General features: G+C 68.4%; 16 protein-coding genes. 4 read left to right on the top strand and 12 right to left on the bottom strand.

The window, feature by feature from the left end:
- Positions 1 to 229 precede the first annotated feature (229 nt).
- Positions 230 to 1918, top strand: coding sequence for a SulP family inorganic anion transporter (locus tag QH195_RS11605; protein WP_280435357.1), 1689 nt, complete (start codon positions 230 to 232; stop codon positions 1916 to 1918).
- Positions 1919 to 2045: 127 nt separating this feature from the next.
- On the opposite strand, the gene QH195_RS11600 is transcribed toward QH195_RS11605, so the two are convergent.
- A complete protein-coding gene (locus tag QH195_RS11600) occupies positions 2046 to 2279 on the bottom strand; it encodes a LapA family protein (RefSeq protein ID WP_280435355.1) in 234 nt (77 codons plus the stop codon).
- 285 nt (positions 2280 to 2564) lie between these two features.
- Here QH195_RS11600 and QH195_RS11595 point away from each other — a divergent pair, with 285 nt between their 5' ends.
- On the top strand, positions 2565 to 4382 hold the full coding sequence (locus QH195_RS11595; protein ID WP_280435356.1) for an alkyl/aryl-sulfatase: 1818 nt from the start codon (positions 2565 to 2567) through the stop codon (positions 4380 to 4382).
- A 4-nt stretch (positions 4383 to 4386) separates the two neighbouring features.
- Here the strand turns inward: QH195_RS11595 and QH195_RS11590 are convergent, their stop codons facing one another.
- The 8 genes from QH195_RS11590 to QH195_RS11555 all read right to left on the bottom strand — a co-directional run bounded on the left by QH195_RS11590 (position 4387) and on the right by QH195_RS11555 (position 14776).
- Positions 4387 to 5106 (bottom strand): response regulator, encoded by a 720-nt coding sequence (locus QH195_RS11590; protein ID WP_280435354.1) that lies wholly within the window; start codon positions 5104 to 5106, stop codon positions 4387 to 4389.
- Positions 5103 to 7640, bottom strand: coding sequence for a sensor histidine kinase KdpD (locus tag QH195_RS11585; RefSeq protein WP_280435353.1), 2538 nt, complete (start codon positions 7638 to 7640; stop codon positions 5103 to 5105). The genes QH195_RS11590 and QH195_RS11585 overlap by 4 nt, the downstream gene beginning before the upstream one ends.
- Positions 7641 to 7666: 26 nt before the next feature.
- Positions 7667 to 8614: a potassium-transporting ATPase subunit C gene (locus tag QH195_RS11580; RefSeq protein WP_280435352.1), complete on the bottom strand. Its 948-nt coding sequence runs from the start codon at positions 8612 to 8614 to the stop codon at positions 7667 to 7669.
- A gap of 1 nt (position 8615) precedes the next feature.
- Positions 8616 to 10760 carry a potassium-transporting ATPase subunit KdpB gene (gene kdpB, locus QH195_RS11575; protein ID WP_280435351.1) on the bottom strand — a complete coding sequence of 715 codons (2145 nt, stop codon included), beginning with the start codon at positions 10758 to 10760 and terminating at the stop codon, positions 8616 to 8618.
- The gene (gene kdpA / locus QH195_RS11570) at positions 10760 to 12430 is read right to left on the bottom strand and encodes a potassium-transporting ATPase subunit KdpA (protein WP_280435350.1); all 1671 of its coding nucleotides are present in this window, start codon (positions 12428 to 12430) and stop codon (positions 10760 to 10762) included. Before kdpA ends, kdpB begins: the two co-directional genes overlap by 1 nt.
- Positions 12431 to 12520, bottom strand: a complete 90-nt coding sequence (locus QH195_RS11565) for a potassium-transporting ATPase subunit F (protein ID WP_280425122.1) — start codon at positions 12518 to 12520, stop codon at positions 12431 to 12433. It lies immediately after the preceding gene.
- Positions 12517 to 12612 carry a potassium-transporting ATPase gene (locus QH195_RS11560; protein ID WP_280425121.1) on the bottom strand — a complete coding sequence of 32 codons (96 nt, stop codon included), beginning with the start codon at positions 12610 to 12612 and terminating at the stop codon, positions 12517 to 12519. Before QH195_RS11560 ends, QH195_RS11565 begins: the two co-directional genes overlap by 4 nt.
- Positions 12613 to 13453: 841 nt before the next feature.
- Positions 13454 to 14776, bottom strand: coding sequence for a bifunctional o-acetylhomoserine/o-acetylserine sulfhydrylase (locus tag QH195_RS11555; protein ID WP_280435349.1), 1323 nt, complete (start codon positions 14774 to 14776; stop codon positions 13454 to 13456).
- Positions 14777 to 15108: 332 nt separating this feature from the next.
- On the opposite strand from QH195_RS11555, the gene QH195_RS11550 reads away from it, so the two are divergent.
- Positions 15109 to 16332, top strand: coding sequence for a cytochrome P450 (locus QH195_RS11550; RefSeq protein WP_280435348.1), 1224 nt, complete (start codon positions 15109 to 15111; stop codon positions 16330 to 16332).
- The gene (locus QH195_RS11545; RefSeq protein WP_280435347.1) at positions 16329 to 16916 is read left to right on the top strand and encodes a TetR/AcrR family transcriptional regulator; all 588 of its coding nucleotides are present in this window, start codon (positions 16329 to 16331) and stop codon (positions 16914 to 16916) included. The genes QH195_RS11550 and QH195_RS11545 overlap by 4 nt, the downstream gene beginning before the upstream one ends.
- Positions 16917 to 16924: 8 nt before the next feature.
- Here QH195_RS11545 and QH195_RS11540 read toward each other — a convergent pair whose 3' ends face one another.
- From QH195_RS11540 to QH195_RS11530, 3 genes are read right to left on the bottom strand one after another with little or no spacing between them, the layout of a single operon-like run.
- A complete protein-coding gene (locus QH195_RS11540; protein WP_280435346.1) occupies positions 16925 to 17518 on the bottom strand; it encodes a hypothetical protein in 594 nt (197 codons plus the stop codon).
- A 10-nt stretch (positions 17519 to 17528) separates the two neighbouring features.
- Positions 17529 to 18809, bottom strand: a complete 1281-nt coding sequence (locus QH195_RS11535; protein ID WP_280435345.1) for an MCE family protein — start codon at positions 18807 to 18809, stop codon at positions 17529 to 17531.
- Positions 18806 to 19300, bottom strand: a complete 495-nt coding sequence (locus QH195_RS11530) for a hypothetical protein (protein WP_280435344.1) — start codon at positions 19298 to 19300, stop codon at positions 18806 to 18808. Before QH195_RS11530 ends, QH195_RS11535 begins: the two co-directional genes overlap by 4 nt.
- Positions 19301 to 19354: the final 54 nt, after the last annotated feature.

Here is a 19354-nt window from a genome sequence, read left to right as displayed (position 1 = left end):
GGGGGGGCCCTCGCCCCCCCCCCCCCCCACTCTCGGGGCGCCGGCCCCCCCCCCCCCCCCCCCCCCCCCCCCCCCCCCCCCCCCCCCCCCCCCCCCCCCCCCCCCCCCCCCCCCCCCCCCCCCCCGGGGTACTACTCCTCGGTGAAGGGCACGGTGGGTCGTGAGTGAACTACACCCTCCGCCGCCGGGAGGAGGTGTCGCTGCCCGGACGCGGGCGGTCACCGCTCAGCTGTTCCCCTCCCTGCACGGGTATCAGCGCGCCTGGTTGCGGCCGGATATCGTCGCCGGACTCACCGTCTGGGCGGTGCTCGTACCGGAAGCACTGGCATACGCCACGATCGCGGGTGTCCCGCCGGTGGCCGGTCTGTACGCGGCGGTCCCGTCGCTGGTCCTGTACGCCGCGGCCGGCAGTTCCCGGCACCTGGTGGTGGGCCCGATGTCGGCGACCGCGGCGCTGTCGGCCGCGCTGATCACCCCACTGGCCGGGGCCGACGCGGGCCGCTATATCGCGCTCACCACCGCGCTCGCGATCACGACGGGCGTGGTCGGGCTGCTCGCCGGACTGCTGCGGCTCGGGTTCATCGCCTCGTTCATCTCCGACCCCGTGCTGAAAGGTTTCATCGTCGGGCTGGCGCTGGTCATCATCATGGGCCAGGTCCCCAAGATCATCGGAATCGAGAAACCCGAGGGAGATTTCTTCGAACAGTTGTGGGGAGTGCTCACCCACCTCGGGGACACCCAGTGGCGGACACTGCTGATCGGCGGCCTGAGTCTGCTGCTGGTGCTCGCGGTGAAACGGTGGCTGCCGCTGGTCCCGGGTGCATTGCTGGCGGTACTGGCCGGGATCCTGGCGGTGGCGCTGTTCGACCTGGACGACCGAGGCGTGGCCATCGTCGGGGCGATCGAGCCCGGTCTACCTGTTCCCGGCCTGCCCGGAGGTGTGGGCTGGAGCGACTACCTCGATCTGCTGGGGCCCGCGGTCGGCGTCGTGTTGATCGGATTCGCCGAAGGACTGGGTGCGGCCAAGACATATGCGACGAAGGCGGGCTACGAAATCGACCCCGACCGCGAACTGTTCGGCTTGGGTGCCGCCAATCTCGGGTCGGGTTTCGTTTCCGGGATGGTGGTCAACGGCAGCCTGTCCAAAACCGCGGTCAATGGATCGGCAGGGGCGAAGACACAGGTCAGCGGTCTGGTGGTGGCGGCGCTGACGGTCGTGACCCTGCTGCTGCTCACCGGACTGTTCGAACAGCTGCCCGAGGCCACCCTCGCCGCGGTCGTGATCGCGGCGGTGATCGAACTGGTCGATATCGCGGCATTGCGGCGGCTCTATCGGGTGTGGTCGGACTGGCTGGGCCATATCTACGGCCGGGCCGCGCGCGCCGATTTCGTGGCCGCGCTCGCCGCGCTGCTCGGGGTACTGCTGTTCGACACCCTGCCGGGCCTGCTCATCGGGGTCGGGGTCGCGATCGTCCTGCTGGTCTATCGCGGCTCCCGACCGCATATCGCGGTCCTCGGCCCCCGCGACGGTCTGTGGCTGGACGTGCACCGGCACCCGGGTCTCGCGCAACGACCCGAGCAGCTGGTGGTACGCGTGGAGGCAGGTCTGTATTTCGTCAACGCCGACCATGTGCGGACCCGGATCGAACAGTTGTGTACGGCGCATACGCGGCTCGTGGTCCTCGACGCCGAAACGTCACCAGCAATCGATATCACGGCCGCGGCGATGCTGGTCGATCTCCGGGACAGCCTCGCGCACCGCGGTATCGACTTCCGGATCGCCCGCTCGATCGGACAGTTCGGTGATGAACTGACGGCCGCGCAAACCGGAACGCACCGGATACCGATCTACCCGAGTGTCGCCGCCGCGACGGCGGAACCGCCGCGTTTCCCAGGGGCTGCGGAACCGCCTCGCTGATCGGCGATCCCGCCGGGCACCGCCGGTTCGAGGGCCCGGCGAGCCGAACCCCGGCCCGTCGCCACGGTTTCCCCGCGATGGGCCGGCCGGCCCGGAATACGCCCGGGTGCGGGCATCGTCCGGTATTTCAGCGGCGTGCCCGGCGCCTGATCAGCAGACCCGCGAGCCCGCCGATCAAGAACATGATCAACAGAATGAGCCACATCGGTGAGCGAACGGTGACCAGCAGGAAGTTGATATCCACCCGGTTGCGGTTCTGCGCGATGAACACCGCGGCCAGCACGATCAGGACGGCGGCCAGCCATTGGTTCACGGTTATACGCGACAGCAGGGTGGGCTTCGGCGCATCCTCGGCTGGCATCCGGTCCTCCGAACGGTGGGCTGACGGTACACCTCGAGTGTGCGGAGCCGACGTCGGCGAGACCTCACCCGCGCCGGATGAGTTTCCGGTTCCGGCGCGCACGGTCTGCGGGACGCGCGGTAATTCACCCGCGGTAGGTGATACCTCCGCCGGGAAACGCTGGCTAGCGTGAGCGATGCCGGACACCCGTCCCGTTCCGGACGACCACCGGACGAGCGGATGCTCGAACCTCCGCGCAGTGACCGCTGTACAGCCGAGAAATCGCAGAGTGAGGTAACGATGACCATGCAGGTGGACTTCGACGACACCACCGATTTCGAGAATGTCGACCGCGGGTTCATCGCCGAGCTCGACCCGCCGGTGGTGCGGGCGGCCGACGGGCGCGTGGTCTGGGATATCGGCGCATACGGGTTCCTCGAGGGTGAATGCCCGGCCACCGCCAACCCGAGCCTGTGGCGGCAGGGGAAGCTGTGCAACAAACAGGGGCTTTTCGAGGTCACCGAGGGTATCTACCAGGTCCGCAATCTCGACCTGTCGAATATGACGTTCGTCGAGGGCCGCGAGGGCATCATCGTGATCGATCCCCTGCTGTCCGCGGAGACCGCGGCGGCCGGCCTCGCCCTGTACCGCGCGCATCGCGGCGACCGCCCGGTGAAGGGCATGATCTACACCCATTCGCACGCCGACCATTTCGGCGGGGCCAGGGGAGTAGTACCCGAAGGGCACCCGCAGATCCCGATCCTGGCGCCCGAGGGGTTCCTCGAGCACGCGGTGAGCGAGAACGTCTACGCCGGTAACGCGATGAACCGGCGCGCGGTCTTCATGTACGGCGCGGTCCTGAACAAGGCCCCCGACGGACAGATCGGGGCCGGACTCGGGATGACCACCTCTACCGGCACCATCACCCTCATTCCGCCGACGGTGGATATCACCCGCACCGGCCAGGAAGAGGAGATCGACGGGGTCCGGATGATTTTCCAGCTCACCCCCGGTACCGAGGCGCCCGCCGAGATGAACTTCCTGTTCCCCGATCGCCGCGCACTCTGCATGGCAGAGAACGCCACTCACAACATGCACAATGTGCTGACCCTGCGCGGCGCGGTCGTCCGTGACTCCCGCGTCTGGGCCCGGTATCTGGACGAGGCCATCGCGCGGTTCGGTGACAAGGCCGATGTCGCGTTCGCCTCCCATCATTGGCCGACGTGGGGCCGGGAGAACTGGACAGCCTGGATCGCCGGCCAACGGGATATGTACTCCTACCTGCACGACCAGACCTTGCGGTTGACGAACCATGGATTCACCGGGCCGGAGATCGCCGAACAGTTCCAATTCCCGCCCGCACTCGACAAACTGTGGGCCAACCGCGGCTACTACGGCTCCACGAGCCACAACGTCAAGGCGATTTACCAGCGGTACATGGGCTGGTACGACGGCAACCCCGCGCATCTGTGGGAGCATCCGCCGGTCGAGCAGGCGCAGCGCTATGTCGCCGACTACGGCGGTATCGAAGCAATCGTCGCCAAGGGCCGGCAGTATGCCGACGACGGCGACCTGCGATTCGCGGCCACACTGCTGTGCCATGCAGTATTCGCCGAGCCGGAGCACGGCGGCGCTAAAGAGGCGCTGGCGCAGGTCTACGATCGGCTGGGACACGGTGCCGAGAACGGCCCCTGGCGCAACTTCTTCCTCGTCGGAGCGCAGGAACTGCGCACCGGCCCGAGTCCGGCCGCGCTCGACTCGGCCAGCCCGGAAATGATGACCGCGCTGACGCTGGACATGATCGTCGACACCCTGGCCGTGCGGCTCAACGGGCTCCGTGCCGCATCGGCCGACTTCAGCATGGACTGGGAAGTGACCGACGAGAATCTGGTGCACCGGCTGACACTGTCCAACGGTGCGCTCACGCACCGGACTCCGACACCGGATGCGCCGGCTACCGGACCGGCCGATCTCACCCTCACCATGACAAAGCCGGAATTACTGCAGGCCTTGGCAGGTAAGGGGTTCGACGGGATCACCATGAAGGGTGACGAAAGCATCTTACAGACGTTCCTGGGTCTGCTGGATACTCCGGACCCGCGCTTCCCGATCGTCACTCCCTGACCGGTCACTCCCGGAATCGGTGGCCCATTCCCGGCTCGGTGACCAGATGTCTGGGATGGGACGGATCGTCCTCCAGTTTCCGGCGTAACTGCGCGAGATAGACGCGCAGATAGTGGGTTTCGGACTGGTAGGCCGGACCCCACACCTCGCGCAGCAGCTCCTGTCTGCCCACGAGTTTTCCGCGATTGCGCACCAGCATCTCCAGCACACCCCACTCGGTGGGGGTCAGATGGACTTCGGCCCCTGCCTTGATCACCTTCTTCGCCGCCAGGTCCACGGTGAACGAATCGGTGACCACCACGGGTTCGCCGGGCTCGGCCGAATCAGCGGCCCGGCGCAACGCCGCGCGCAGCCGGGCGAGGAATTCGTCCATCCCGAAGGGTTTGGTCACGTAGTCGTCGGCGCCGGCGTCCAGTGCGTCCACCTTGTCCGCCGAATCGGTGCGGGCGGACAATACGATGATCGGCACCTTGGTCCAGCCGCGCAGACCCGCGAGCACTTCGATCCCGTCGATATCGGGAAGTCCGAGATCGAGTACCACCACATCGGGTTTGCGTTCGGTCGCCGCCCGCAGCGCGCCGGCGCCGGTGGCCGCGGTGACCACGTCGTAGCCGCGCACCGAGAGATTGATGCGCATCGCCCGCAGGATCTGCGGTTCGTCGTCCACCACCAGGACAGTGGGCTGTTGTGGTGCACCGGATTCCGGCTGTGGTGCGGTTTTCATCGCGAAACCTCCGTGGGCGACGTATCGGTGCGGCCGGCCGCGACCGCGAGATCGACGGTGACGGTGAGCCCTCCGCCGGGGGTGGGGGCGGCGCTCACGGAGCCCCCCATGGCGTCGGTGAAACCGCGCACCACCGAGAGTCCCAGACCCAAGCCGCTGGTGTTGTCCCGGTCGCCCAGCTGCTGGAACGGGTCGAAAACCCGTTCGGGATCGGCGCCGGGCAGACCCGGCCCGTGGTCGACCACCCGGACCAGGATCCGGCCGTCCACCGCCGCGGCATCGATCGTCACCTCCGATTCGGCGCCGTAGCGCAGTGCATTGTCGACCAGATTGGCCAGGACCCGTTCCAGCAGATCGGGGTCGGCCTGCACCGCCGTGGTCCCGACCCCGACCCGAACCCGATCGAGAGCGCCGCGGCGCGCCCCACGCGGACTCACCCCTACGCTGACCAGCGACCGGTGCACCACCTCGTCCAGATACACCGGCCGCAACCGCGGCCGCACCACACCCGCCGCCAGCCGCGAGGAATCGAGCAGGTTACCGACCAGCGCCGTGAGCTGGTCGGCGGATTCCTCCACCGTGGCAAGCAACTCGGCCCGGTCGGCGGGGGAGAACTCGACATCGTCGGAACGCAGACTCGAGATCGCGGCCTTGACCGCTGCCAGCGGCGTGCGCAGATCGTGGCTGACCGCCGAGAGCAGATCGCGGCGTAACCGGTCGGCCTCGGCGAGCGCCGCGGCCTTGTTCGCTTCCTCTGTGAGCTGCCGGCGCTGGACCAGGCCGGCGGCCTGACCCGCCACCGCCTCCAGGACCCGCCGGTCGCGGGCGCGCAGGGTCGGGCCGGACAGCAGTAACGCATAGTCGCCGTCGCCGACCTCGATCGCGGTATCGGCTGCGTCGGCGCGTTCGGGTGGGTCTGTACCGACCGCGGCGAGTGGGCCGCGGTCGCGGTGGCGCAGGCTCACCGCCCGCTGGCCGTAGGTCTGGCACAACCGTTCCAGCAGCGCGGTCGGGTCGGCGCCGCGGAGCACCGACCCCGCGAACAGGGTGAGCAGTTCGGCTTCCCGGGACGCCTGCCCGGCCTGCTCGGCCCGGCGGGCGGCGGTATCGACGAGTATCGCCACCGCGACCGCCACCACCAGCAGCAGCACCGCGGGCAGGAAACTGTTCGGTTCCTGGATGGTGACGCTGTAGCGGGGATCGGTGAACAGGACATTGAGCAGTAGACCCGCGATCAACGCCGACGCGATCGCCGGCAGCACCCCGCCGAACAACGCGACCGCCAGCACCGCCACGAAGTACAGCGCGCTTTCGCTCACCAGATCGAGGTAGCGGTCGAGCCAGACGGCCAGTAGCGCGGAGATCGCCGAGGGCACCACGAACGCGGCGACCCAGGCCGTGGTGCGGCGCGCTCTGGGCCGCGGTCGCCGCTGCCGGCGTCCCGCGGCCTCGTGGGTGACCATATGCACGTCGATCTTCCCGGAGTGCTGGACCACTTCCGCACCGATACCCTCGTCGAACATCCGCGCCCAGCGCGACCGGCGGGAGGTGCCGAGCACCAGTTGGGTGGCGTTGACCGTGCGAGCGAAATCCAGCAGGGCGGTGGGCACGTCGTCGCCGACCACCGTATGCAGTTCCGCGCCCAGATGCGCGGCCAGTTTCCGGACCGCGGCCATCTGCGGCGCCGCCACTCCGGTCAGGCCGTCACCCCGGACCACATGGACGACCAGCAGTTCGGCGCTGGATTTCGCGGCGATCCGGCCCGCCCGCCGCACCAGCGTTTCCGATTCCCGGCCCCCGGTCACGGCGACCACCACCCGTTCCCGGGCCTCCCAGGTGGCGGTGATCCGATGGTCGGCACGGTATTTCGCCAGTGCGGCATCCACCTGGTCGGCCAGCCACAGCAGGGCGAGTTCGCGGAGCGCGGTCAGATTGCCGCGCCGGAAGTAGTGCGCCAGCGCGGCATCGGCCTTCTCCGGTGCGTACACATTGCCCAGCGTGATCCGCCGTTGCAGCGCTTCCGGAGTGATATCGACCAGTTCGATCTGGTCGGCGGCGCGCACCACCGCGTCGGGCACCGTCTCGTGCTGGGTGACACCGGTGATCTGCTCGACCACATCGTTGAGACCCTCGAGATGCTGGATGTTCACCGTGGACACCACGGTGATCCCGGCGGCCAGCAGTTCCTGAACGTCCTCGTACCGCTTGCGGTTACGGCTGCCCGGGGTGTTGGTGTGCGCCAGTTCGTCCACCAGCACCAGGTCGGGCCGGCGGGCCAGGACGGCGTCCACATCCAGTTCGTACTGGACCGTGCCGCGATAGGGGATCGCGACGCGGGGCACCTGCTCGATTCCCTCGAGCAGTTCCGCGGTCTGCGCGCGGCCGTGCGTCTCGACCACCGCGGCCACCACATCCTGGCCGCGCGCCAGGCGTCGATGCGCCTCACCCAGCATCGCGTACGTCTTACCGACCCCGGGGGCCGCGCCGAGATAGATGCGCAGCTCACCCGGGGTGCGGTGTGGTGTAGCGGTCACTTCGGCATCATGTCACCGTGCACGGGTCACTGTCCGCTCGCGGTGCCGGACACGGGGTAGCGACGGTCCATATCGAGATTGAGTTCGAGGACGTGGACCCGTGGTTCCCCGGCGAAACCGAGTTCCCGGCCCTGCGTGTGCGCCGCGACGATATCGCGGACCGCGGCCGGTTCGATACCGCGCGCGGCCGCCACCCGGTTCACCTGGATCTCGGCGTAGGCCGGCGAGATATGCGGATCCAGGCCACTGCCGCTGCTGGTCACCGCATCCGCGGGGACCGTGGGTTCGGCGGGTGCGTTCCCGGCGATCGGCACGATCCGGCCGGTCGAATAGTCCTCGCCGTACCGAGCGCATTCCACCGGAACGCCCTGGTATTCGGCGAGGAATACCGGCGTCGACCCGGCGGCTCGGGCCCGGCAGGGTTCGTTCACGCTGACCACCCGCTGCGGGATCACCGCACCGTCCGCGGTGCGCGGGCCCATGACCGAGAGCACCGCCCCGACCCCGTCCGGTGTACAGAACGGCCGGGTACCGTCGACCCCCTCGCGGAGGCCGATCTCATGGCTGCGGGTGCAGACCTGGGTGAGCAGGCTCGGTGCGAAACCGGCCGATTCGGGGTCGGATCCCGCGGCGAGCAGGGCCGGGTCGGCGGCGGTGTCGACGATATTCTCCGGGCCGAGATTGCTGCCGCCGGAGGCCAGGCTGTCGTAACCGTCGCCGGCGGCCGAGGGCCGGCTCTGGAAGTACCAGGCGATCGGGTTCCCGTCGCCGTCGGTGAACGATTGGCCGAGCAGGGAACTGCCCACTGCCACGCCGCCGGCTTCGACGATCGAACCGTGCGATTTATCGTGCAGCCCTGGTAATTGCCCCGCCACCCACACGATCCCGGGGTAGGCGAAGCCGGTGATCAGGGTCAATATCAGCAGCGCCCGCAGCGCGGCGGAATGTTGGCGGATCAAATCGGAGACAGGCATATCAGGACATCCCGGGCAGGTATCGGACGATGAGGTCGATCAGTTTGATTCCGAGGAACGGGGCGACGATCCCGCCCAGCCCGTAGATCGATAGATTGCGGCCGAGCAGTTTCGCCGCGCTCCCGGGCGTGTACTGCACACCGCGCAGGGCCAGCGGGATCAGGGCCACGATCACCAGCGCGTTGAAGATCACCGCCGACAGGATCGCCGACTGCGGACTGGCCAGCCGCATGATGTTCAACAGGTCCAGCCCCGGGAACAGCCCGACGAACAACGCCGGGATGATCGCGAAGTACTTGGCGATATCGTTGGCGATCGAGAACGTGGTCAGCGCGCCGCGGGTGATGAGGAGTTGTTTGCCGATTTCGACGATTTCGATCAGCTTGGTCGGATCGGAATCGAGATCGACCATGTTCCCGGCCTCTTTGGCGGCGGAGGTGCCGGTGTTCATCGCGACCCCGACATCGGCCTGGGCCAGGGCGGGCGCGTCGTTGGTGCCGTCGCCGGTCATCGCGACCAGGCGCCCGCCCTCCTGCTCCCGCCGGATCAACGCCAGTTTGTCCTCGGGCGTCGCCTCGGCCAGGAAATCGTCCACGCCGGCCTCGTCGGCGATCGCTTTTGCGGTGCGTGGATTGTCACCGGTGATCATGACCGTGCGGATACCCATCCGGCGCATTTCCGCGAACCGGTCCCGCATACCCTGTTTCACGACGTCCTCGAGGCGGATCACGCCGAGGACCCGGGCCCGGCCGTCGCGGATCTCCCCGACGACGAGCGGGGTGCCGCCCGCCTCCGAGATACCGCCGACAACGGTATCGAGTTCGGCCGGTACCGAACCGCCGTTGCCGCGAATCCACTGGGCGACCGAATTCGCTGCGCCTTTGCGTAACTGGACCCCGTCGATATCCACCCCGGACATCCGGGTAGCGGCGGTGAACGGCACCCATTCGGCGTGCGCGAGTTCCCCCGGGGTGCGTTCGCGCAGCCCGTAGGCATCCTTCGCGTACACGACGATGGACCGGCCCTCCGGGGTCTCGTCGGCGAGGCTGGACAGCTGCGCCGCGTCGGTCAGTTCCTGTTCGCCGACCTCGGACAGCGGTACGAACTGCGTGGCCTGCCGGTTGCCGAGGGTGATCGTGCCGGTTTTGTCCAGCAACAGCGTGTTCACATCGCCCGCGGCCTCGACGGCCCGGCCGGACATGGCCAGGACATTGCGTTGCACCAGCCGGTCCATCCCCGCGATACCGATAGCCGAGAGCAACGCGCCGATGGTCGTCGGGATCAGGCACACCAGCAGGGAGACGAGCACGATGCCGGTGATCCCGTAGGTGCCCAGTGCGAGACTGTCCGGCACACCGGGGTTGTTGCTCTTGGCGAAGATTGCCAGCGGCTGCAGCGTGACCACCGCGACCACGAAGATCAGGGTGAGGGCGGCCAGGAGGATGTCGAGCGCGATCTCGTTCGGCGTCTTCTGCCGTGCCGCGCCTTCCACCAGCGCGATCATCTTGTCGATGAAACTCTGGCCGGGTTCCTGCGTGATGCGTACGACGATCCGGTCCGAGAGCACCGTGGTGCCGCCGGTGACCGCGGACCGGTCGCCGCCGGATTCGCGGATCACCGGTGCGGATTCGCCCGTGATGGCGGATTCGTCCACCGAGGCGATCCCCTCCACCACATCGCCGTCGCCGGGAATCACCTGACCCGCCTCGACGACGACATGGTCGCCGCGGCGTAATTGCGGTGCCGGAACGGGTTCTTCGGTGAGACCGGCGCCGGGCGCCCAGTCGATCAGCCGGCGGGCGACGGTATCGGCCTTGGCGCGGCGCAGGGTATCGGCCTGGGCCTTACCGCGCCCTTCGGCCACTGCCTCGGCCAGATTGGCGAACACGACGGTGAGCCACAGCCACGCGACGATCGCCCAGGCGAAGAAACTCGGATCCGCGATCGCGAGCACCGTCGCCCAGCTCGCGCCGATCTCGACGATGAACATCACCGGATTGCGCCACAGCGTGCGCGGGTCCAGTTTGCGCACCGCCTGCGGTAGCGAGGTGAGGAGCAGCCGTGGATCGAGCAGTCCACCGCGGATCCGGCTCTTCGCGGGATGTGTCGCCGGTACGGGTTTCGATTCGATGGTGGGAGCGGACATCAGTGCAGTCCTTCGGCGAGCGGCCCGAGCGCCAGCGCGGGCAGGAAGGTGAGCGCGACCAGGATCACGGTGACCCCGACGACCAGGCCGACGAACTGCGGCCGATGGGTCGGCAGCGTTCCCGCCGAGGCGGGGGTGATGCGCTGTTTCGCGAGTGAACCGGCCAGGGCCAGCACCAGGATCATGGGCAGGAACCGGCCGAAGAGCATGGCCAGGCCGAGCGCGGTGTTGAACCATTCGGTATTGCCGGAGAGCCCGGCGAAGGCGGAGCCGTTGTTGTTACCGGCCGAGGTGAACGCGTACAGCACTTCCGACAGGCCGTGTGGTCCGGAGTCCTGGATCGAGGCCCGCTGGCCCGGCATCGCCATGGCGAGCGCGGTGCCGGTCAGCACGATTACCGGGGTCACCAGGAAATAGGCGGCGGCCAGCTTGATCTCGCGGGGAGTGATCTTCTTCCCGAGGTACTCCGGGGTGCGCCCCACCATCAGTCCGGCGATGAACACCGTGATCAGTGCCAGCACCAGCATGCCGTAGAGACCCGAGCCGACCCCGCCGGGCGCCACCTCGCCGAGCTGCATGTCGAACATCAGCATCATGCCGCCGAGACCGGTGTAGGAATCGTGCATCGAATCCACCGCGCCGGTGGAGGTGAGGGTGGTGGCGGCAGCGAAGGCCGCCGAATTCGCCACCCCGAAACGCTGCTCGACACCTTCCATGGACGCCCCGACCGCGGCCGGCACGGTGTCGTGGTGCTGGAGCTGGAAAACGCTGACCAGACCGACGCTGACCAGCGCGAGCACGGTCATGACGGCGGCGATCGCGCAGCCCTGTTTCCGGCTGTCGACCATCCGCCCGAAGGTGCGCGGCAGCGAGAAGGCGATCACCGTCAGCAGGAAGATCTCCAGCCAGTTGGTCCACGCGGTGGGGTTCTCGAACGGATGCGCGGAGTTCGCGTTGAACGGCCCGCCGCCGTTGGTGCCGAGCTCCTTGATGGCCTCCTGGCTCGCGACGAGCCCGCCGGGCAGAGTCTGCCGGCCACCGCCGAGGGTGGTCACCACCTGATCGTTGAGGTGGAAGTTCTGGATGACCCCGCCGGCGATCAGCACGATCGCGGCCACTGTGGCGATGGGCAGCAGAATGCGCAGCGTACCGCGCACCAGATCGACCCAGAAGTTCCCGAGGGTGCCGCCGCGTGAGCGCGCCAGGCCGCGAACCACAGCCATGGCGACGGCCATCCCGACCGCGGCGGAGACGAAATTCTGCACGGTCAGCCCGGCGGCCTGGGCCAGCGGGCCCAGCGTGGACTCGCCCGCGTAGTTCTGCCAGTTCGTGTTGGTGACGAAACTGGCGGCCGTATTCCACGCCAGCGCGGGGGTCATCGGGGTGGCCGTCTCGTCCGGGAACAAGGGCAGTCGGTGCTGCACGGCCAGCAGAACGAACAGGAAGACCAGGCTCACGGCAGAGAAGGCGAGGACGCTGCGAGCGTATCCGCCCCAGGTCTGCTCGCGATCGGGGTCGGCGCCCACCAGCCGGTAGATCCTGTGTTCGAAGCGGGAATGGGTGGTGCGGGTGTAGACGCGGTACATGTAGTCCCCCAGCGGCACATGTACCGCGGCAAGCGCCGCCACCAGTGTGCCGAGGAACAGCACACCCGCGATGGTTGTACTCACTCAGAACCTCTCGGGGAACAGCAGGGCGGCCACCATCAATCCGATGACCACGACGGCCAGGGCCAGGCCCACGGCATTCACGACATTCACAACCGCTCCACCATCCGCTGTACGAGCCCGAGCACACCGAATACCGCGACCGTGACCAGGAGATAGGCCAGGATCGACACGTTCGCCTCCATTCCGGGAACCGGGGCAGCGCGACGCAACCCGATCGGCTGCGGCTGCCCGACCGGACCGAAACTACGAGGCGCGAACACCGGCGCCCCGCCCGTTGACGAGTCCTTTACGCCTGCCCGTCGACTCCTTGACGGCTTCCTTGCGAGTCGCCCGTGGCGCTGCGGCGCACGCCACAGGCAATGATCCGTCGCCGGAAACGATCGCGCAGACCGGCTCCGGACATCGAGCGGTTCGCTCGGGTGGCGAGCGTGCGTTCGGTGCCACGAGCCGTGCGGTGTCGATGTGGAGTCGTGTCCGGCGAATCGGCGTATGAACCGGGTCGGGAGCGCACTCTTACAGGGAGGGATCCACGCAGAATGTCCGCCCGGCCGGGAAACCTCCCGGCCCCGTACACGGAGGACCGTTCGATGCACCCGTTCGCCTATACCCCGGCCGAACTGGCCGACGCCATCATCCTGGCCGTGCGCTGTGTACTGCACGTGTATTCGTCGGGCACGCCCTGCGTCCCGGTCTGAGCGGCTCATAGGATGCCGCCGGACCGAACACGGTGGGCCGCGACAGACCGGAACGCGACCGGGCCCCGGCCGGATCACGCCGGTCGGCTGCGCAGCCGTGGGCTGGGCACTGCGGACCGGTGATCGGTGCGGCGGCCGCGGCGACGCGTGGCAGGTGGTGCCGAGAAAAAGCCGGACCCCCCGGGTGGGGGGGGTGCGGCTCGTGGGGGCACGGGGGACGGGTGAGGGGTGGGGCGGCCGGGGCTAGGGGGGGATGGGGTGCCCTATAAAACCCCGGACCCCGCTGGGGGGGGGGGTCCGGCTCGTCGAGACTCGGTGGTTGTGCCGGCTAGCCGGCCGCGGCGGCGAAGCCGACGCGCAGATCCGCGAGGATATCGTCGATTCCTTCGATACCCACCGCCAGCCGCACCAGCCCGGGCGTGACCCCGGAGCTCACCTGCTCCTCGGGCGTCAGCTGCGAATGCGTGGTCGAGGCGGGGTGGATCACCAGCGAGCGGACGTCGCCGATATTGGCGACATGGCTGTGCAGAGTGAGTGCGTCGACGAACTTCTTACCCGCATCCACACCGCCGGCCAGTTCGAACGAGATCACCGCGCCGGTGCCCTTCGGGGCGAGCTGCCTACCCCGCTCGTACCAGGGCGACGACGGCAGACCCGCATACGAGACCGAGGTGACCTCCGGCCGTTCGACGAGGAATTCGGCGACCGCCTGGGCGTTCTGTACATGCCGTTCGATCCGCAGGCTCAGCGTCTCCAGGCCCTGGCTGATCAAGAACGCATTGAACGGGGCGACGGCGGCACCGAGATCACGCAGGAGCTGGACCCGGGCCTTGAGTGCGAAGGCGGGCGCACCCAGATCCGCGAATACGGCGCCGTGGTAGCTCGGATCCGGTTCGGTGAATCCGGGGAAGCGGGGGCCGTCCTCCGTGCGTACCGTCCAGTCGAAGGACCCGCCGTCGACGATCACGCCCGCGATGGCGGCGCCGTGCCCGCCCAGGTATTTCGTCGCCGAGTGGACGACGATATCGGCGCCGTGCGCCAGCGGCTGGATCAGATAGGGGGTCGCGACGGTGTTGTCGACGATCAGCGGGATACCGGCGGTGTGCGCCACCTCGGCGATACCCGGGATATCGAAGATATGGTTCTGCGGGTTGGACACCGTTTCCCCGTAGAAGGCCTTCGTATTCGGGCGGATCGCGGCACGCCACTGACCGAGATCGTCGGGATCGTCGACGAACGACACCTCGATACCGAGTTTGGGCAGCGTGTAGTGGAAGAGGTTGTAGGTGCCGCCGTAGAGACGGGGGCTGGAGACGATGTGATCGCCCGCGCCGGCGAGGTTCAGGATCGCGAGGGTCTCGGCGGCCTGTCCCGATGACAGCAGCAGTGCGGCGACCCCGCCCTCGAGCGCAGCGATCCGCTGTTCCACCGCGTCCTGGGTCGGATTCATGATCCGGGTGTAGATATTGCCGGGCTCGGCCAGACCGAACAGGGCAGCGGCGTGCTCGGTATCGCGGAAGGTGTAGGACGTGGTTTGGTAGATCGGCAGGGCGCGGGCGTTGGTGGTGCCGTCCGGCACCTGCCCGACGTGAACCTGCTTGGTCTCGAAGCTCCAGCCGTCGGCGGGATTCGGCGGGGTGGAATCGGTCATCGCGCTGTCCTTCTGTATTCGGTCGGGAACGATCGAGCTTACTTCCGGCCTGTCACGGCCGGTGAGCGCCGCTGCGGCCCGCTGAGGGTATGGGCGGCAGGCTCGCAGGACCAGGATTTGGTTCGGGTCGATTCCAACTATGCCCGCAGGCCGGGGTCCGATCCAAGGCTGTCCGGAGTCCGCCAGTGTTCCGGCCGTGGCGGCCCCGCGCCGCCGAGTCCGGCGAGGGTGGTGGATTGCCGGTCGGGCACGGCGTCGTGCCGGGAAGCTCCGATCCGTCGCAATCCGCAGATTTATCAGACAATTTGTCAATTTTGTCTTATGATCAAGACATGACGGGTCAGACGTATCAGGACGAGGCGTATTTCCAGCTGTGCTCCGGTGAAACGTGGCGGTCGCCGTGGGCGATGTACGCCGGATTGCGGGAACACGACCCGGTACACCGCGTCGTTCCGCCGAAGCAGCCGGACAACGACTACTGGGTGCTGACCCGGCACGAACACGTGTACGCGGCGGCGCGCGATGTCGGGACCTTCTCCTCCGGGCAGGGACTGACCGTGGAATACGGCGAATTGGAGCAGATCGGCCTCACGGCCAATCCGCCGATGGTGATGCAGGACCCGCCGCAGCACACCGAATTCCGCAAGCTCGTGGCCGCCGGTTTCACACCGCGGCAGGTCGAGGAGGTGGAACCGGTGGTCCGCCGGTTCGTCCGGCAGCGGCTGGACCGGCTGGCCGAGCGCGGCGGCGGCGATATCGTGATCGATCTGTTCAAACCCCTGCCCACCATGGTGGTGGCCTACTACCTGGGTGTTCCGGAAGAGGACCGGCCGCTTTTCGACGGGTGGACCGATGCCGTGGTCGCGGCGAGTACCCAGCGCACCGTGGACGCGCAGGCGGCGTCGATGCAGATGCTGGGCTATTTCGCCGAACTGATCAAACGACGGCGCACCGACCCGGGTGACGATACGGTTTCGCTGCTGGTGCAGGCGGGGATGGCGGCCGATGATGCCGATGTGGACGGGCTGGTGCAGATCCTGGCCTACACCTGGACCATGGTTTCCGGCGGGAACGACACCACCACCGGGCTCTTGGGCGGCGCCGTGCAGCTGTTGCAGCAGCACCCCGAGCAGCGGGCCGCGCTCGCCGCCGACCCCGACCGGATCCGGCCGGCCGTCGAGGAATTCGCCCGGCTCACCTCACCGGTGCAGGGGCTGGCCCGCACCACGACGCGGGATGTGGAGCTGAACGGCCGCACGATTCCGGCGGGCCGTAAGGTGCTGCTGGTGTACGGCTCGGCGAACCGCGACGAACAGGCCTTCGGGGCCGATGCGGCGGAACTGGATATCGAGCGCAACCCGCAGCGCATCATGACCTTCGGCCACGGCCCGCACCACTGTCTCGGTGCGGCGGCCGCCCGGATGCAGGCGCGGGTGGCCCTGGAGGAACTGCTCGACCGCTTCCCGGACTACCAGGTGGATATCGATGCCGTCACCTACGCCCCCGGTCCGTATGTCCGGCGTCCCACCAGCGTTCCGTTCCGGTGTGCGGCATGACCGGTGATTGGCTCGCCGGCGGGCGCACCGAACTGGCGGTGGAGCGGATTCTGGACGCCGTCCGGGCCCTGGTGATCGACAGGGGCGCCGCAACCGTCGGGATGGCGGAGATCGCCGAGGCGGCCGGGTGTTCACGCGCGACGCTCTACCGGTATTTCGACAGCCGGCAGTCGTTGTACGTGGCCTTCGCCGGACGCGAGGCGACCCAGCTGATCGAACGGGTCTGGCGTGACCGGCAATTGGACGGCCCCGACCGGGCCGAACGCCTCCTCGACGGAATTGCCGCGACCCTGGCCGAAACCCGCAAGACTCCCCATCTGGCGGTCTGGTTCGAACCGGCCAACGCGGGAATCGTAGCGCGACTGTCCGATTCGTCCTCGGTGATCGACGCCCTCGTCACCGCCTTCGTGGCCCGGTTCCGGTCCGATCTGGCGCCGGCCGCGGCACAGCGGCTGGGCCGGTGGGCGGTGCGGATCATGGTGTCGCTGCTGACCCTGCCGCCCGCGGACGAATCCGAGGAACGGGCCCTGCTCCGCGATTTCCTGCTGCCGTTCCTGCTGGATTCGCGGCTGCCGATCGTCTGAACCCGGGTTCAGACGAGTTCGACGTCACCGGCGAGCCAGCGGTCGCCGACCCGGTCCATGGTCATGATGATGCGGTTACGGTCGAGCCGGGGCTGCGGTGTGGTGGTGTTGGTGATCTCGGCGTCGACGAACAGCATGACCACCACCCGATCCCGGGACGCCGACTGCACGCTCGCCGCGACAACTCTGCCCTTGCTCACCGATTGCGCCTGGGCCAGGAGCGGTTTGAGCTGTTCGGCGGAGCGGGTGTACATATTCTTGAACTCGCCGGTCGCGCCGTCGGCGATGGCCGCGAAGTCCGCGTCCATTTCGTCGGTGTCGATACTGGTCAGGGCGACCGCGTACTGCTGGGCCGCGGCCAGGGCGGCCGTGGCCGCGTGGTCGGTATCGCGGCGGTCCTTCCATTGCCAGCCGAGGACGCCGGCCGAGCCGATGGCGGCGATCAGCAGGACGGCCAGGACTCCGGCGAGCAGGCGTGCGAGCCGGCCGGACGTGGTCGCTCCCGTGGCGGCCGGGTCCGTATCCTTCTGGGGTCCGCCGGTGGTTTCCGGTTCCGGTGTCACGGTATCCGGGTCCGGGCTGGGTTCATCCGGTGATGTCACTGCTGGCTCCTCAGTTGGGCGGCACATAGGTCGGCGTATACGGCCCGCCGTAGGGGGTCGGGATGGTGAGCGGCCCGGTCGGTGTGGGGTCCGCGGTATCCAGCGGGCCCGCTCCCGGCGGCACCACGGGCAGCGGGCTCACTCCGGGTGGGCGCGGGGCATTGCGGGCGCCGCGCGGCAGCAGGGTGGGATCCGGGTCGGTGCAGTCGGAATACAGGTACGGCTCGGGATAGTCGGGAACGGGCCCGGGGGCGCGCGGGACCTGGTAATCGCATTGGTAGCGCGGGTAGATACTGGCCAGGGCCCAGATCTTTCCGTCGTGGAAGGCGGTGGCCATGGCGTCGAGTGCGGAGCCGGTGCGCTGTTGCGGGAAGAAGAACTCCTCGAACGCCGGTACTCGCGGGTTCGCCATCTGTGCGACGGTGGTGAGCCCGCCGAGCAACTGCACCATGGTCGGCCCGTTCTGGGCCAGCAAAGTGTCCAGAGCTGTGAGAGTTTCGGGTGTGCGGCCGACCAAGTGCTCGAATCCGCCTGTCATGGCGGCGATCCCGCTCATGGTCGTGGACAGGCCGGCGGCGGTATCGCGCAGTCCCGGCGCGGTTTCGGCGACCGTGGTCAGTACTGTCCGGCTGTTGCGCAGCAGGTTCACCGTCTGGGGTAGGACCCCGTCCAGGGTGGAGATCATGAAGAACCCGCCGTCGATGAGGGCGGCCAGCTTCTCCGGGCCCGCCTCGCCGGCACCCAGTTCGTCGGAGATGGCCCGGAGCTGACCGGGATCGACCTGCGCGAGGATGCCGGACAGGCCTTCGAGCATGGTGGCCAGCGGGACCGGGCTCGAGGTGCGGTCCTGGGCCACCACCGCATCCGGGGAAAGGTAGAGTCCGCCGTCGGTTTCCGGCAGGAAATCCAGGTACTGCTCGCCGGCCGCCGACAGGGCAGCGGTGCGTACCCGCCCGGTCGCCGGAATCTTGATCCGCTCATCGATGGACGCGACCGCCACCACCTTGCCACCGGCCACTTCGACCGAGGTGACCTCCCCGATCCGCACCCCACGCAGCGTGACGTCCTGGCCCGGCAACAGCCCACCGGATTCGCGCAGTTCCACCCGGATGCGGTACTGCGCGGCGAACGGATTGATATCGAGCGCGCCGAACATCAGGTACCCGGTGCCGGTCAGCAGCACGAGCAGCAGGCTCAGCAGTGACGTTGTGGTGCGGTGCCGCCGGACCCGGGCGGCGGTGCCGACGAGGATCCGTGCCGGTCGTTCCACCACGGTGCGCAGGGGGCTCATCGCGGAGGTCCGTTCAGTCGTCCGCCGAGCCGTCCCAGCATGTATTGCAGCGATCCGACGAAGGCGGTCCAGTCGGTACTGTCCGGTAGCCGTGCGCCCGGGTCGCCCGGGAAGTTGGGGTCGGGCACGGCGCCCAGCGCGAGCTGTGCGACATCGATATCGGCATGTGCCGAGGACCCGTTGGTCACCTTGAGGACGATCGACAGGATGTCGTTGAGTGTGCCGAGGTCGGCTTCCGGATTCACGGCCGCGGCATTGAGTCCCGCCGCCAGCTGGTTGATATCGGCGACCATACTGCCCTGGTTGGTGCCCTGGATCGAGGGGAACCGGGCCAGTTGCACGGTGATGGCGTGTAGCCGGTCGACGAGGGCGATGATCGAGTCGGTTTCCGCGCCGAGGAACTGCGGCCCCCGGGCCCGGGCGGCGGCGGGGCCGCGGGCCGGGGGGGGGGGGGGCCCCGGGCGGGAGCCGGCCGGCAGCGGCTGGCGCAAGGTGGTGCATCACGCATCCGGCGGGAAGATCAATCCGGGGATGTCCGCCGAGGA

The sequence above is a fragment of the Nocardia carnea genome (assembly GCF_029868855.1).
GTDB lineage: Bacteria > Actinomycetota > Actinomycetes > Mycobacteriales > Mycobacteriaceae > Nocardia > Nocardia carnea_A.
Note: the sequence above shows the minus strand (reverse complement) of the source record. Positions and strands in the feature narration are given on the sequence as shown.

Coding starts and splice junctions, on each gene's coding strand:
- QH195_RS11600 (WP_280435355.1), bottom strand. CDS start 2,279: ATGCCAGCCGAGGATGCGCCGAAGCCCACCCTGCTGTCGCGTATAACC.
- QH195_RS11595 (WP_280435356.1), top strand. CDS start 2,565: ATGCAGGTGGACTTCGACGACACCACCGATTTCGAGAATGTCGACCGC.
- QH195_RS11590 (WP_280435354.1), bottom strand. CDS start 5,106: ATGAAAACCGCACCACAGCCGGAATCCGGTGCACCACAACAGCCCACT.
- QH195_RS11580 (WP_280435352.1), bottom strand. CDS start 8,614: ATGCCTGTCTCCGATTTGATCCGCCAACATTCCGCCGCGCTGCGGGCG.
- kdpB (WP_280435351.1), bottom strand. CDS start 10,760: ATGTCCGCTCCCACCATCGAATCGAAACCCGTACCGGCGACACATCCC.
- QH195_RS11560 (WP_280425121.1), bottom strand. CDS start 12,612: ATGGAGGCGAACGTGTCGATCCTGGCCTATCTCCTGGTCACGGTCGCG.
- QH195_RS11555 (WP_280435349.1), bottom strand. CDS start 14,776: ATGACCGATTCCACCCCGCCGAATCCCGCCGACGGCTGGAGCTTCGAG.
- QH195_RS11550 (WP_280435348.1), top strand. CDS start 15,109: ATGACGGGTCAGACGTATCAGGACGAGGCGTATTTCCAGCTGTGCTCC.
- QH195_RS11545 (WP_280435347.1), top strand. CDS start 16,329: ATGACCGGTGATTGGCTCGCCGGCGGGCGCACCGAACTGGCGGTGGAG.
- QH195_RS11535 (WP_280435345.1), bottom strand. CDS start 18,809: ATGAGCCCCCTGCGCACCGTGGTGGAACGACCGGCACGGATCCTCGTC.